Annotated in this window: 8 protein-coding genes; 5 read left to right on the forward strand and 3 right to left on the reverse strand. The window is 53.6% G+C overall.

Going from position 1 to position 14,164, the window contains the following annotated elements; all coding sequences use genetic code 11:
• Nucleotides 1-417 precede the first annotated feature (417 nt).
• Nucleotides 418-867, forward strand: coding sequence for a hypothetical protein (locus R3I13_RS26205; RefSeq protein WP_346320963.1), 450 nt, complete (start codon nucleotides 418-420; stop codon nucleotides 865-867).
• A 124-nt stretch (nucleotides 868-991) separates the two neighbouring features.
• Here the strand turns inward: R3I13_RS26205 and R3I13_RS26210 are convergent, their stop codons facing one another.
• Nucleotides 992-1,849, reverse strand: a complete 858-nt coding sequence (locus R3I13_RS26210; protein ID WP_346320964.1) for a DUF6089 family protein — start codon at nucleotides 1,847-1,849, stop codon at nucleotides 992-994.
• A gap of 239 nt (nucleotides 1,850-2,088) precedes the next feature.
• Here R3I13_RS26210 and R3I13_RS26215 point away from each other — a divergent pair, with 239 nt between their 5' ends.
• From R3I13_RS26215 to R3I13_RS26230, 4 genes are all read left to right on the forward strand, one after another.
• A complete protein-coding gene (locus R3I13_RS26215; protein ID WP_346320965.1) occupies nucleotides 2,089-7,107 on the forward strand; it encodes a translocation/assembly module TamB domain-containing protein in 5,019 nt (1,672 codons plus the stop codon).
• Between the two features lies 1 nt (nucleotide 7,108).
• Entirely contained in the window at nucleotides 7,109-9,409 is a 2,301-nt protein-coding gene (locus R3I13_RS26220; protein WP_346320966.1) for a BamA/TamA family outer membrane protein, read from the forward strand.
• 1,024 nt (nucleotides 9,410-10,433) lie between these two features.
• Nucleotides 10,434-11,198 (forward strand): gliding motility-associated C-terminal domain-containing protein, encoded by a 765-nt coding sequence (locus tag R3I13_RS26225; RefSeq protein ID WP_346320967.1) that lies wholly within the window; start codon nucleotides 10,434-10,436, stop codon nucleotides 11,196-11,198.
• Between the two features lie 31 nt (nucleotides 11,199-11,229).
• Nucleotides 11,230-12,147 (forward strand): PorP/SprF family type IX secretion system membrane protein, encoded by a 918-nt coding sequence (locus R3I13_RS26230; protein WP_346320968.1) that lies wholly within the window; start codon nucleotides 11,230-11,232, stop codon nucleotides 12,145-12,147.
• A 158-nt stretch (nucleotides 12,148-12,305) separates the two neighbouring features.
• Here R3I13_RS26230 and R3I13_RS26235 read toward each other — a convergent pair whose 3' ends face one another.
• Both R3I13_RS26235 and R3I13_RS26240 read right to left on the reverse strand, forming a co-directional pair.
• The gene (locus tag R3I13_RS26235; protein ID WP_346320969.1) at nucleotides 12,306-13,475 is read right to left on the reverse strand and encodes a molybdopterin molybdotransferase MoeA; all 1,170 of its coding nucleotides are present in this window, start codon (nucleotides 13,473-13,475) and stop codon (nucleotides 12,306-12,308) included.
• 461 nt (nucleotides 13,476-13,936) lie between these two features.
• Nucleotides 13,937-14,164 carry a hypothetical protein gene (locus R3I13_RS26240; protein WP_346320970.1) on the reverse strand — a complete coding sequence of 76 codons (228 nt, stop codon included), beginning with the start codon at nucleotides 14,162-14,164 and terminating at the stop codon, nucleotides 13,937-13,939.

Below are 14,164 nucleotides of genomic sequence, written 5' to 3' on the forward strand. Positions count from 1 at the left end.
CGAATACAATCACACCAGACACCCTGGGCCTGTGAGGAACCAGGATCGGCGGAGGCGGAGGCAGGGGTATTCCCGGGCGCACTACCACCACTCTCGGTTCGGAGCAATGATAGCGGCGGTCGTAATACCTTACCTTTTTGTAGTGACCACGACGTCCTCTCCGGTCATCATCACAATCATCGTCGTAGCGATCACGGCGATCATAACGATCGCGATCGTAACGATCATCATACCTGTCACGGTCGTGGCCGCGTCCTCTGCCTCTGTGCTGTGCCTGTGTAGTTGCATAGGTTGCTCCGAGAAGGAGCATCACGAGAATCAGCTTTTTCATAGCCTGCTGTTTTAATTGTTCTCTCTGTCCGTTCATCCCCTTATTTGCCTAAGGCGGACGGACTCATTTTCATAAATCCAAGAAGTATGCCAATAACCTTGTTCCAACACGTACCCTCTGCCATAGCGGGTTACAGCGCATTCAAACAGCGGATGAACGGAAATGCAATCCATCGTTGCGGAGAAAAAAAAGTGATGAATGGAGAAAGGTTTTTTATCGTAAAAAAATGCGCGGAGCAGATGCGTTTTTCAAAAATTAAAATTCGTCATTGGGAAGATCACTCATCATTACGAAAAAGCCCGTTATTGCGAGGAGCAGAGCCAGGGCAAGAAAAACCCGTCATTGCGAGAAGCAGCAGAGTCAAAGCCGGGGTGCGCCGAAGCAATCTCTTGCGTTGGATTGATAAACTCGATATTTGGAGATTGCTTCGTCGCGTTTCCCGCCGCACAGAATTCCCTGCAGCTCCTCGCAATGACGGAGCTTCCCGGCTTCGTCGCGTCTCCTGCCGCAGGGAATCCCTTATCGCTCCTCAATGAGGGCTTTCACCGCAAACAAAAAAGGCTGTCTTTAAAGACAACCTTTTCACTTTTTCTATTTGGACTTGATTGGGGGTGTATACTCACCTTTAAGCAACCATCGTGCCAAAGTTGTTTTATGATCTTACATCCTGAAGCACCTTGAGAAATTGGTGCTGCGACGGCCGCCGCTGCTGCCGCCAATGCGGTACATCACGGTGATGCCTGAGAATGTATACCAGTCCTTGTTCTTTGCGGAACCACGCTGCGTGCCATCCGGCGGGTAATTGCCCGTGATGCCGGTCTTGTTCACTTCATCGCCGCGCCATGCCCAATCCACCGCCAGCTGTCCTCTTTCGGCCAGCAAGGTATTCTGATCCACGTAAGTCGTGCTCACATCGTCTATATAATCGGTGAAGGTGGGGCGCAGGCCGATTTCCAGCCCCAGCGTAATGCGGTCTGTAAATATATATTTGAAACCGACGCCGAAAGGAATGGATATCTGGTGCAGCGCATACTGGTTCCCTCTTTCAGGATACTGGGGCAAGCCCTGCCCTTCAGTGCTCAGGCGCCGCAGTGGTATTTTGTTGCCCAATGAATCTTTTGCATACGGGTAAAAACTGAACAGCGCCACGCCGCCGAATACATACGGGGTAAAACCTTTGTCGTCTATATCGAGGATATTCAGCTCAGCGCCAAGATGGCCTTCCCAGAGATGGGTGCTGAAACTGAGATTGCGCCGCTGTAAAGCAGGATCGGAATTGGATTTATCATCCCCCGCGGCCATGCCCCAGCTGAAACCTGCCCTGAGGGTCAGGAAGCGGTTGATATCCCTCTTTACCAATAGCCCCAGCATAGGGCGCGTATAACCGAAGTCTACGCGTTTTTCAGAAAGGTCTCCACTGTAATTGCTGATACCGGCGATTCCACCAACATGCCAGTCCTGGGATTTACTAACAAAGGGGGCAGCGAGCAGTAAAACGAACCCGATGATCTTTTTCAAGGTTGTAAGGTTTTAACAGGTTACTGATTACTACAACGCTCCCGGTTCCCGAAAAAGTATCCGGCGGCTGCGTAACCGGGAACTAAATTATACATTTTTCCCCTTTATTACAATTCTAAAGATATGATTATAAAAGCCTTTTATGCCACCATCGCGCGTAAAGCCTTATTTTTGCGGCAGGTATGATATTTGAGTGTTGCGTGATTTAACCATTTACCGTCATAAACTATATTTAATACGTGAATACCCCCCGCCGGAAAAAGATCATTCGCTGGATCATCGGTAGTGTTATCGCTTTGCTCTTGCTGCCCGTGCTGCTGCTTTTGCTGTTGCAATTGCCCGTGGTACAGGATTTCATGCGCAGTAAGGCGGAATCCTATCTTCAGCAACAATTAAAAACAGACGTGCGCATCGGCGGGCTCCGCTTTTCCTGGTGGAACTCCATGACCCTTTCCAACGTATTTATCGGCGATACCCGTAAAGACACGCTGCTGTCCAGCGGCGAGCTGTCTGTTAAATATAACCTGCTCGCGCTGCTGAACAACGACCTTAAGATCAGGTCGCTGCGCTGGGAAGACGCCGTGGTGAACATTTACCGGCCCGCCGGCGACTCCGCTTTTAATTTCCAGTTCGCCATAGACGCCTTCAGTTCACCCGAAGCAAAAAAAGACACCCTCATCGAAGAATCAGGCACTACCCTGCAATACCAGATCGGCGAGGTACAACTGCAACGTATATACGTGCGGTACAACGACAGCCTGGGCGGCATGCTGGCCAGCGCGCGGCTGGCAAAGCTGGACATGCTGCCGGACGTCCTCCAGCCCTCCAACGGCAAATATCACCTGAAGAATTTCCGGCTGGAAGGCCTGCAGGCCGGCATACTGCAGCAATACCGCCCCGCCGTGCCGGAGCCGCCTTCTTCAGATACCTCCTCCACTCCTTTCGATCTCACCGTGCGCGACCTTTCCATCCGCAACACCGAATGGAGCTATACCGACGAAAGCAGCGGCCTGGATACCAAAGGCCGCATCGGCACGCTGGAGTTGCGCAAGGCGCGTTTCGACCTGTTGCAGACCCTTATTGAAGCCGATGAGCTGAAGCTGGAAAAGACCGCCGCTTCGCTGAACTTCCTGAAGCCCATGGACACCGCCGCTGTGGCCCCGGATACGCCCGCCGCGCCCAATACCTGGCGCGTGGCCGCCAAAAGCGTGCAAACACGCGGGGTCGATTTTAAAATGGACAACCACCTGGCCCCGCCATTAAAATATAAGGACGCCGTAGACTACAACCACCTCGGCGTGACCGGCTTATTCCTGGATGTGAGCGGCCTGGCCTATAGCGCAGACAGTACGCTGCTGACCATCCGCAACGGCGCTTTTAAAGAACAAAGCGGCATGCAGCTCAAAGCCCTCCGCGGCAAAGTGCGCTACACGCCGAAAGAAGCGCAGCTCGGCAATTTCCTGCTGCAAACCAACGAAAGCCGGATAGACGCCGACGTGCGGCTGCAAACGGAATCCTGGGAAACCGTGGCCGACCAGCTGGGCATGCTGGCCGTGCAGGCCACCGTGCGCCCTTCGGACGTCGCTATGAAAGAAGCCCTCTTTTTTGTGCCTGAAATGCGCACCAATCCTTCCCTTCAGCCGCTCTGGAAAAAGCGCCTCGCGCTGAAGGGGAATATGACCGGCAACCTGGCAAAATTGATCATTCCCGGCTTCGAGGTAAAAGATAATGACCACAATTACCTGTATGTAAAAGGCACGGCCTTCCAGGTAACAGACCCTGACCGGATGGGGGCCGACCTTACCACCATCACCCTGCGCAGCAGCAAGAGAGGTATTGAATCCTGGCTGCCGCCCAATACCCTGCCCGCTTCCGTGAGCCTGCCCGCTTCCCTGAACGTGAATGGCAGCATCCGCGGCGGCATGCAGCTGCTGCGGCCGGACCTTTCGGTGAATACCAACCTGGGCAATGCAGACATCAAAGGAGAAGTGGCGGATTTTATGGACATGAACAAGATCCGGTACAAGATGGACCTCGGCGCCCGCAACCTGCAGCTGGGGAAAATACTGGGAGATACTGCCATGGGCAGCCTCAGCGGCCGCTTCGGCGTGAACGGCAACGGCACCGACCCGCAGAAGGCCAATATAAAGGCGGATGTGAACATCACTTCGTTTACCTATAACCGTTATACCTATACGGGAATCGATGTGGATGCCTCGCTCAATAAAGGCGCCTATTCCGCTAAAGGAGCGATCACGGACCCCAACGCCCAGGCACGGTTCCAGGCAGAAGGCCAGCTGGACTCCCTGCACCCGGCCATCACCGCCAAAGCGGACCTGGACAAGCTGGACCTCTTTGCCACGAACTTCACCACCTCGCCCCTCACCGTCAAATCGTGCCTGGATGTGGAGCTGGACAATCTCAGCCCCCGCAGGCTCAGCGGCTTTGCCGCCATACATAAGATACAGCTGGCGGACGACCAGGAACTCTATACGCTGGACAGCATCCTGCTGAAGGCCGATGCAACAGACAGCCTGCAGAAGATCAGCCTCACCGGGCCATTCGGCTTCCTGACCGCTTCCGGCGATTTCAACTACCAGACCTTCGCCACGGCCGCGGCAGGCCTCATTACCCGGCACCTCGAAGCCGCCGGCGAAAAACCGCCGCCACCCGCAGAATCGCAGTGGGTGAACTTCAATGGCAGCCTGAGCGTTCCCAAATCACTCCGTAAACTGCTGCCCGACATAGACCTTCCTAAACCCATGACGCTGAACGGCCGGCTGGATACCGACAGCAGCTTCCTCGTAGCACAACTTTCCGTGCCCACCATGCGGTACGACTCTTTCAGGGTAGACACGCTGCTGGTAGACCTTTCCGCCGATACTGCCAAAATGGAGACCCATATATTATTGAGCCGCCTGCGGCATCCGCAGATCCCACTCCGGAGGACCACCGCAGACGTGGTGGCCCAAAACGGCCTGCTGGACTGGGACCTGGTGATGATGGGCCGTCGGCAGACCCAGCCCAGGTACAAGCTGGGCGGGCTGGTGCGCTTCGCCGAAGGAGACAGCCTGCTGATCTCCCTCAAAAAAAGACTGGTGCTTAACCGGCAGGACTGGAACGTGAGCGGGGATAACCGGGTAGTGGTGCACAACGGCGGCGTAGCCTTTGCGGACATCGGGCTGCAAAGGGGCGCGCAGGAACTGAGCATCGTTTCCTCCCCTGCCGCGGCGGGCGCCAGGCTGCCCGATCTTACGGTGAACCTGAAAGATTTCAGGCTCAGCACCGTGACCAGCATGATCGAAAAAGACACTGCCCTGGCCGAAGGCATCAGCAACGGCAGCATTAAGATCTCAGGGCTGGACCAGACGCCGCTGATAGACGGGAAGCTGACGGTGGACAGTCTTGCCGTAATGGGCTCCGCCATCGGCCAGCTGGCGCTTACCGCCAATACCACCGCAGACAAACAGGTGCAGCTGGACGCCACCATCCAGGGGAATGAGAACGACGTGCGCCTGGCCGGTACTTATGCCGAGCAGATGGACTTCCAGCTGAATATCAACAGCCTCAACATGAAAAGCGTTGAGCCGTTCACGTTTGGCAACGTGACCAGCATGAGCGGCAAGCTGACGGGCAGGGCCAGCCTGAAAGGCACAACAGACAAGCCCGTGATACGCGGCAGCATGCATTTCAACGATGTGGCCGGGCGGGTGACCATGCTCAACAACTACCTGCGCCTGCCCAACGAAGACCTTGCATTAACGGAAACGGGCATACGCTTTAATCAGTTCGTGATAGCAGACAGCACCGGCAACGAAGCCGTGGTGAATGGGGAGATCAGGACTACGGACCTGAGCGCCTTCCAGCTGAACTTTGATATAGACGCGAAGAACTTCCAGGCGCTGGGGCCGCAGAACCCGCATGATAAAGAACAATTTTATTACGGTCCCGCGTTCGTGGACGTAACCGCCCAGGTGCGCGGCACGCTGGACCTGCCGCGCGTGCAGATGAAGCTCAAGCTGCGCGAGAAATCGGCCGTTACCGTGATGATACCCGAAGAAGAACCGGGAATTGCAGACAGGGCGGGCGTTGTACAATTCATTGATCCCGCCATGTGGCTGGATACGACCCTGCGCGTGAAAGACACGGCGAAGACCGTAACCGGGTTGAAAGGATTCGTGATCTCTGCCGACCTTGAAGTAACCCCGGAGTCTACCCTTAAACTGGTCATAGACCAGGCGAACGGCGATTTCCTGGAAGTGAAAGGCAATGCCACGCTCAACTTCTCCATGGACCCCAGCAGCAAGATGAGCCTTACCGGGCGTTACGAGATCAACGAAGGGAAATACCACATGAGCCTGAACCAGCTCATCAAGCGGCAGTTCCAGATAGAAAAAGGCAGCACCATCATCTGGAACGGCGACCCGCTGAGCGCGGACGTGAACATCACCGCGAGGTATGATGTGAATGCAGTGGCGGCAGACCTTGTGCAGGACCAGATCAGGTCCGACGATCCGGCGCGCAACCGCTACAAGCAAAAAGTGCCCGTCGAAGTTTACCTTAAGATCACCGGCGAATTGATGAAGCCCGCTATCGCATTTGAGCTGGACATGCCGGAAAAAGACCAGGGCGTGCTGGACGGGCAGGTATATACCCGCATCAAACAGATCAACCAGGTGGAATCGGAGCTGAACAAACAGGTGATGGGCCTGCTGGTGCTGAACCGTTTTATTTCCGAAAATCCCTTCGACGGGCTGGATAGCCAGGGCGGCAGCGCGGCGGAAGACATTGCGCGCAACAGTGTGAGCAAGATCCTCTCCCAGCAGCTGAACAACCTGGCGGGCAGCCTCATCAAAGGTTTCGACATCAATTTCGACCTGCAGAGCGAAAACGCCTACACCGACGCAGGTACCCGCCAGGAAAGCACCAACCTGAAAGTGGACGTGTCCAAGCGCCTCTTCAGCGACCGCCTCACCGTGAGCGTGGGCTCCAACATCGGCATATCGGGCGCGCAGACGCAGGGGCAGAACGCCAGCTCCATCATCGGCGACATGAGCGCCGAATACATGCTCACGGCAGACGGGCGCTACCGCATACGCGCCTACCAGCGTAACCTCACCGAAACAGTGATACAGGGCCAGGTAGTGGAAACGGGGCTTACTTTCATGCTGATCATGGATTACAACGAGTTCAGGGAAATATTCAGTAAAACAAAAAAAGAAAAAGAACAGGAACGCCTGCGCAAGGAAAACAAGTAACATGACCCGCAACCTGAGACATATACACCTGCTTGCACTCACGGCCCTGCTCGCCGCCTGCTCCACCACCCGCACGGTGCCGGAGGGAGACCGCCTGTATACCGGCCACGAGATCAAATGGACGGAAAAGAAAAAACCAAAAGACTGGAGCGACCTCAAAACCGGGATGGACGACCGCGTGCGCCCTTCCCCCAACCGCAAGTTCCTGGGCATGCCCATTAAGCTCTGGCTGTACAACCTCGGCAACAAACCCAAAGGCAAAGGCCTGAACCACCTGCTGCGCAACAAATGGGGCGAGCCCCCCGTGCTGCTCAGCCAGGTGAAACCCAACAGGATAGACAGGATACTGAACAGTTACCTTGAAGACAACGGCTACTTCCAGAGCGAAGTGAGCAACGAAGTGAAGAACAAAGGCAGCAAAAAGGCCAGCCTCGTTTTCACCGCCGAACCCAATCACCGCTACACCATTCACCGCGTACGGTTCGATACGGATACCGGCGTGCTCAGCAAGCTGATCATGCTCAACGCCAAACATACCCTGCTGAAGCCAGACGACAACTACAGCCTGGATATGATCAAGGCTGAACGGGAACGCATACACGCCCATCTGAAAGAGGAAGGATTCTATTATTTCACGCCGGAGTATATGCTCATCCAGGTAGACAGTACGCTGAAAGGCAAGGTAGACCTCTACGTGAAGCTGAAGAGCACCACGCCGGCCACCGCCCTGCGCCAGTACTGGATGCGCGATGTGGAGGTCTATTCCAACTACGATCTCACCCGCGACAGCGTGTTGAAAACGATGAAGGGCCGCCAGTACCAGAACTTCACGATCGTAGACCCGGACTCCCTGTTCAAGCCCGTCGTGTTCGACCGGTCGGTTTTCCTGCAGCGGGACAGCCTGTACCGGCTCAGTTCGCATAACATCACCCTGCAGCGCCTGGTGAACCTGGGTACGTTCAAGTTCGTTCGGGGCAGCTTCAGGCCGATCAGGGACAGCTCGCTGCTGGCCGCCCGTTTTTACCTGACGCCCTATCCCAAGCGGTCGCTGCAGTTCGAAGTGTCAGGCACCTCCAAAAGCAGCGGCTTCGTGGGCAGCCAGGTGAAAATATCCGCCCGCAACCGCAATTTCCAGCGGAAGGCGAACGTGCTGGAAATCAACCTGGGCGGCGGTTTTGAGACACAGGTGGGCGGCAGGACGACCAATGTGTCTACCAACGCTTACAGTTTCAATGCCGAGGTGGCGCTTACCCTGCCGAGGTTCTACACCCCGCTGATCTATTTCAACCCGCGTACGCCATACGTGCCCAGGACCAGGTTCAGCGTGGGTTACGAGCTGCTGAACAGGCCTGCGCTTTACAACCTCAATGCATTCACCCTCCAATACGGTTATATCTGGAAACAGACGAAATTCCTGGACCACGCGCTGTTTCCCGTGGCCATTACTTACGCTTTGCCGGGCAACGAGTCCGAGGAGTTCAAGAAGCAGCTGGAGCAGGACCCGGCGTTGAAGCAGTCCGTTTCCAAACAGTTCATTTTAGGAAGCAACTACACCATCACGTTTAACAACCAGGCGCCTGAGCGTTTCCACAGTTTTTACGCGAGCTTTAACGCGGATGTGGCGGGCAACGTGGCGGGCCTTATCGCGAAGAAAGAACCGGACGGCGCAAAGTCTGTCTTCGGCCAGAACTTTTCGCAGTACCTGCGCGGGAATGTGGACGGGCGGCATTACTGGAAGCTGAGCGATAACCTGCGCTGGGTGAACCGGCTGTTCGCCGGGTATGGCTATGCATATGGCAAGTCGCTCACGGACCCGGACATACCGGTTACGCTGCCGTTCGTGAAGCAGTTCTTCAGCGGCGGCAGCAACAGCATCAGGGCATTCAGGGCGAGAACGCTGGGGCCGGGCTCTTTCAGGGATACCACCACCAGCAACCTGCTGCTGGCCAACGCCGCGGGCGACATCAAGCTGGAATTCAATACCGAGCTGCGGTTCAAGCCGCAGAGCCTGATAGAGCTGGCGGCTTTCGTGGATGCGGGGAATATCTGGCTGGGCCGGTCGGACTCTGCGCAGAAAGTTTTCGCCTTCGACCGGTTCTATAAGGAGATTGCCGTGGGCACGGGGCTGGGCCTGAGGATAGACGCCTCCATCCTGCTGATCCGTTTCGATATTTCTTTCCCCCTGCGCAAACCCTGGCTGCCGGAAGGCGAGCGCTGGGTGTTTGACCAGATCAGTTTCGGGGACAAGCAGTGGCGGAAGGAGAACCTGATCCTTAACATTGCGATCGGTTACCCGTTCTGATCTATAATTATTGAGCCGGCTTTTGTGCAGGTCCCGGCCGCCGTTGTGTCACTCCCTTCAACCGGGGAACAATGCCGGCCGGGATTGTTTGTATTTTGGGATTATTTTTGCATATTAAATTAACAGGAAAAAAGCTGCATTGGATTTTATTCAATTTATTGACAGTCAGTTCAATGTGCGTTTTTAATGATGGTTTTACCAATTTTCCAACGAATTGATCCCGAACCTCTTACCCGGATCAAGTCCACGTCATCTCTGCCTCATGTCCACATTTCCGGTATTATTCCATTAGTTTTCGTTGCATCACCCTTGCATATTACTTCGGTCTTATCTCCCTCTCATCACGATCATGGCTTTATTCTCAATCCCTGGACCTGATAAACAAAGCCTGGTCCCCGGTTGGCTCCAGCCGGATCTTTAGTATAGCTTTAGTAGGTCTTTAGTAAGGCTTTAGTAGGGATACCGTAAGGGAACCGTAGCAAATCAATTTAGAGAAATTGATATATGTCTTCTCCTTAAAAACTTTACAGCGTGAAGGAACATAAAAATCGGCAGGGGCATTTTTTTAGCTCCCAACCTGCTGCCTTCAATTCAGCTTTAAGTGGCTTTTGTCTCANGATATATGTCTTCTCCTTAAAAACTTTACAGCGTGAAGGAACATAAAAATCGGCAGGGGCATTTTTTTAGCTCCCAACCTGCTGCCTTCAATTCAGCTTTAAGTGGCTTTTGTCTCAAACATTGGTTTACTCACTGTGGAGGCCGTTTTACACGTAAATTTTTTTAATCTCCTATTTCAAATTTTACATTACATTTCACACAAAAATCAAATTACTGATTTTCAATATTTAACAATAAATCACTTACAATAATCATCAATTCGAATTTGCCTGTAAATCCACGCCAGTATTGTCTTTCATGTTCTTTATTTCATATTTATATTTTTGTTTAATTAAACATTAAATATATATTTGCATACTACGTAAAACCCCGGTTTAACTGGACTGATACGTAACCCATACTACCCATGAACGCGATGCCCTATACCATTAACCGAAGAAGTTCCCGCAGGGGGACCGCCATCCTGTTAAGTGCATTGGGGCTGTTCCCGGCTACCGCCCGCTGCCTGGTCGCCAGGCCAACAGTACTGGAACCGGGACCTGCGGCAAACACATGGGCCGGTAGCGCTTTAAAAACATCTGACCCTTTCACAGCGCCCTATTCCCTGAACCTCAGCAGCACGCTGATCCCTGAGAACAATGTTATTGGCGTGCTCGTGGGCGTTCTTTCCACCGATCCTGAAGCAGGTGTGTGCACTTATTCCCTCGCGGAAGGTGACAACAGCACAGATAACCACCTCTTCACCATCGCCGGCAATACGCTCAAAGCCATGGCTGTATTTGATTTCGAGACCAAAGTCAACCGCTATGTGCGCATACGCTGTACCGATGCAAATGGCGGCTATATAGAAAAAGCGTTCCAGCTTGAAGTAGTGGATGCATACGAGGTGAATAACATACTGGAAGCCACTAACATCGTAACACCCAATGGCGATGGCAAAAACGACACCTGGGTGATCCGCAACCTGCCGGCCAACAGCATGAACGAAGTGCGCATCATAGACCGTTCGGGCAGGGTGGTGTACTACAAACGCAATTACCAGAACGATTGGAATGGCAGGCTCACCAACGGCGGAGAGCTGGCCGAAGGCGTATACTACTATATCATAGATTTCGGGGCAGGGCTGCATCTTTTCAAAGGCTCCATCACCCTGATCAGAAGCCGTAACTGAAACATATTTCCTGTACCTAATTGCATTGTAAATGAAGAAAATCTTTACACAACTTTCTACGCTCCTGCTGCTGGCAGCGCCTGGCCTGACCAAAGCGCAAAGCGCGGGTAATCCCATCCAGCAGCGCGACCCGCTCATCGCCCAGTATTACGAGAACCGCTTCCTGGGCAATCCCGCACTGGCCGGGGCAGATACCGGGCTGAACATTAACATCGGCTACCGCAAACAATGGAAAGACATGCCGGATGCGCCTGTCACTTTTGCCCTTACCGGCGATTACCAGGTGGCCAGGAAGCTGGGCGTCGGGCTTACCGTGTTCAACGACCAGGCCGGCATCCTCAAACAGACGCGTGTTGCCCTCTCCTATGCCTATCACATGGCGCTGGATGAAAACAACTCCGAGTTCCTTCACATAGGCATGACCGCCGCGGTAGACAACCGCCGGGTGGAAAGGAAAAAGATCGTCGGCGACCCTGACGATCCGGCTGTAGACGAATTCAACCGCCGCGACAATTATTTCGAAACAGACCTCGGTGTTGCCTATACGAACGAACACCTCACCATCCAGGCCGCGCTGCCCAACCTGGTGAGCACTTTCCAGAATAAGGACAAAGTGGAACCGCGCAACACGTCCACTTTTATGGTGGCCGCGTCTTACAAATTCGGCACCAAAAGTTTCCAGATCTCGTCCGTCGAGCCCATGGTGGCCTTCCGGGGCGTGAAAGGTTACAAGGGCATCCTGGACGTGGGCACCAAGGTGAGCCTTGCCAAGAACTTCGTGAACCTCTTCGCGCTCTACCATACCAGCAATGCAGTGACCGCCGGCGTGGGCTTCCAGTTCAAAAATTCCATTGAAGTGCAGGCCAGCTATACTTCCCAGACTGCCGGGGTGAAGAATAATATTGACGGGAATTTTGGGCTGGGTATCAAGATCCGTTTATTCAGGTAGTGCAGCACTAACGTAAACGGCTGAACGGTAATATTTCAGGATGATCAATTAAGTTTATAAAATAATCCGCAGCAGCCTGCCGGAAACCTGATATGAAAAGCGTTGCGCATTTCGCTTTTCGATGCGGGGACCGGTCAGGCTGCTTTGCTTTACGGCACTCAGGCCGTTTCGATCCAGGGGTAAAAGGGTACCAGGGCGGAGGGTTCGAGGCTGCCTGCCTCAGCGCTGTGGCAGATCATGCCGTCTGCCCGCGCGGTAGTGGCAAGGTTGGCCTGGCCCGCAAACGACAGTGCTTTTACCTTTAACCCGTTCCTGTTTACCAGCGCCGCGGGAATGAATTCGTCCTGCGCATAGATGGCCGTGCGGTGTTCCGTATAGGGTATCATCCAAGGCCTGATCACGGGAATGCCCCAGCAGGCGCGGATGTACGATTCCACGAATAATTTGCAGGCCACCTGTACCGCGAAGGGATGACCGGGCATCAGCATCACCCTGGTACGGGTGGGACTGTACCCGAACCAGAAGGGGTTGCAGGGATGCGCTTTCACTTTATTGAACACCTGCTCCACCCCGCAATCCATGACCGCTTTCGGCGGCACGTTGCCGCAGATCACCAGGAGGTCTGCCTCCAGGCCCTGCTCTATGGCGGATGTTATGGCTTCGGCATTTTCCGGCACGATACTGCTTTCTTCCAGCGGGATACCATATTGCATCAAGAGGCCTGTGAGGGTGAAGCCGTTCGCATCGCGCAGCTGCAGGTCATTTACCGGCATGCCGGGGATGCGCAGCTCGTTGCCCGCGGCGATGAACATGACACGGGGCGGGCGTTGCACTTTCACCTGCATCACGCCCAGGGAGGCCAGCAGGCCCAGGTGCTGGAAGTTCAGGCGCAGGCCGGGCTCCAGCAATACTTTCCCGGCAGCGGCCTGCTCCCCGCGGGGGCGCATATGCTGGTATACCCGGATGTTATGATCAAAAAAAGCAACATGGCCATTTTGTTCTTCTGCTTCTTCGAGGCTGATCACCACGTCCACATCCGGCGGCAGGAGGCTGCCGGAAGCTACTTTCATGGCATGCCCCGGCAACAATTCCCCTCCGGGATAACGGGCATGACTCAACGGGAATTGCTGTTTGCGGGAAGTCTGGACGTCGGAACTGCGGATGGCAAAACCATCGCGCGCGGCGCGGTGAAAGGGCGGATAATCACGGTCAGCGGTAATGGCTTCAGCCAAAACCCTGCCTGCGGACTTTTCTAGCGGCACTGATTCGGTTCCCCAGCTGGTACGGCAGGCCGCGATTTGCTGGATGGCGGCGGTAACACTGATCATAGATCGTTCGGTCTTTTACGGATAAGCATAAGGATGAACCGGCACTTCACCGGAGGCGGAGATCGCCCTTCACGGCTTTCACATTCATGCATAAATATTGGACCGCCGGGCAGCTCTCCGCATCGGGGGAAGAGGCATAGGATAGTTTATATTATTATTTCGTACATGTTTTAATTTCTGCATAAAAGTACAATGAAATTAATATTAGATAAAACGATATGACATATTTTTATATCAATAACATATATTATTGGGGCAAATTCAGGTATTTAAGCCATATATAATTTTGTTTAATTTTATTTTAAGCATAATAAAAAAGCCGCATATCATGTGCGGCCGAATATACTTCATCCTACTGGAGCTATATATACTTTCAACCCAGAGATGGCACAAGCTAGCTTTATGTCAACACTTGAGCCGAATTTAATGAATTCATTTTTCGCTTCGCGGTTCAAACAGGGCTAGACCTTCACAACTATTCCTTTTCCGCCAATACTTTCAACGAAAGCGGTAATCCATTGCCCCTTGTCATATTGATCCAATTCTCTTTTCATGATCGGGCTTCGCAGATAATGACATTTATAAAAAACCTCATTCATGACATAAAATTCATTACCCGCTTCATTGCATAATTTAAACAACCAATCATGCCTAGCAGTAAAGTTTATCTCCACAATTCTTAATCTCAT

This window comes from Chitinophaga sp. YIM B06452, assembly GCF_039655965.1.
In the GTDB taxonomy this organism is placed as follows: Bacteria; Bacteroidota; Bacteroidia; order Chitinophagales; family Chitinophagaceae; genus Chitinophaga.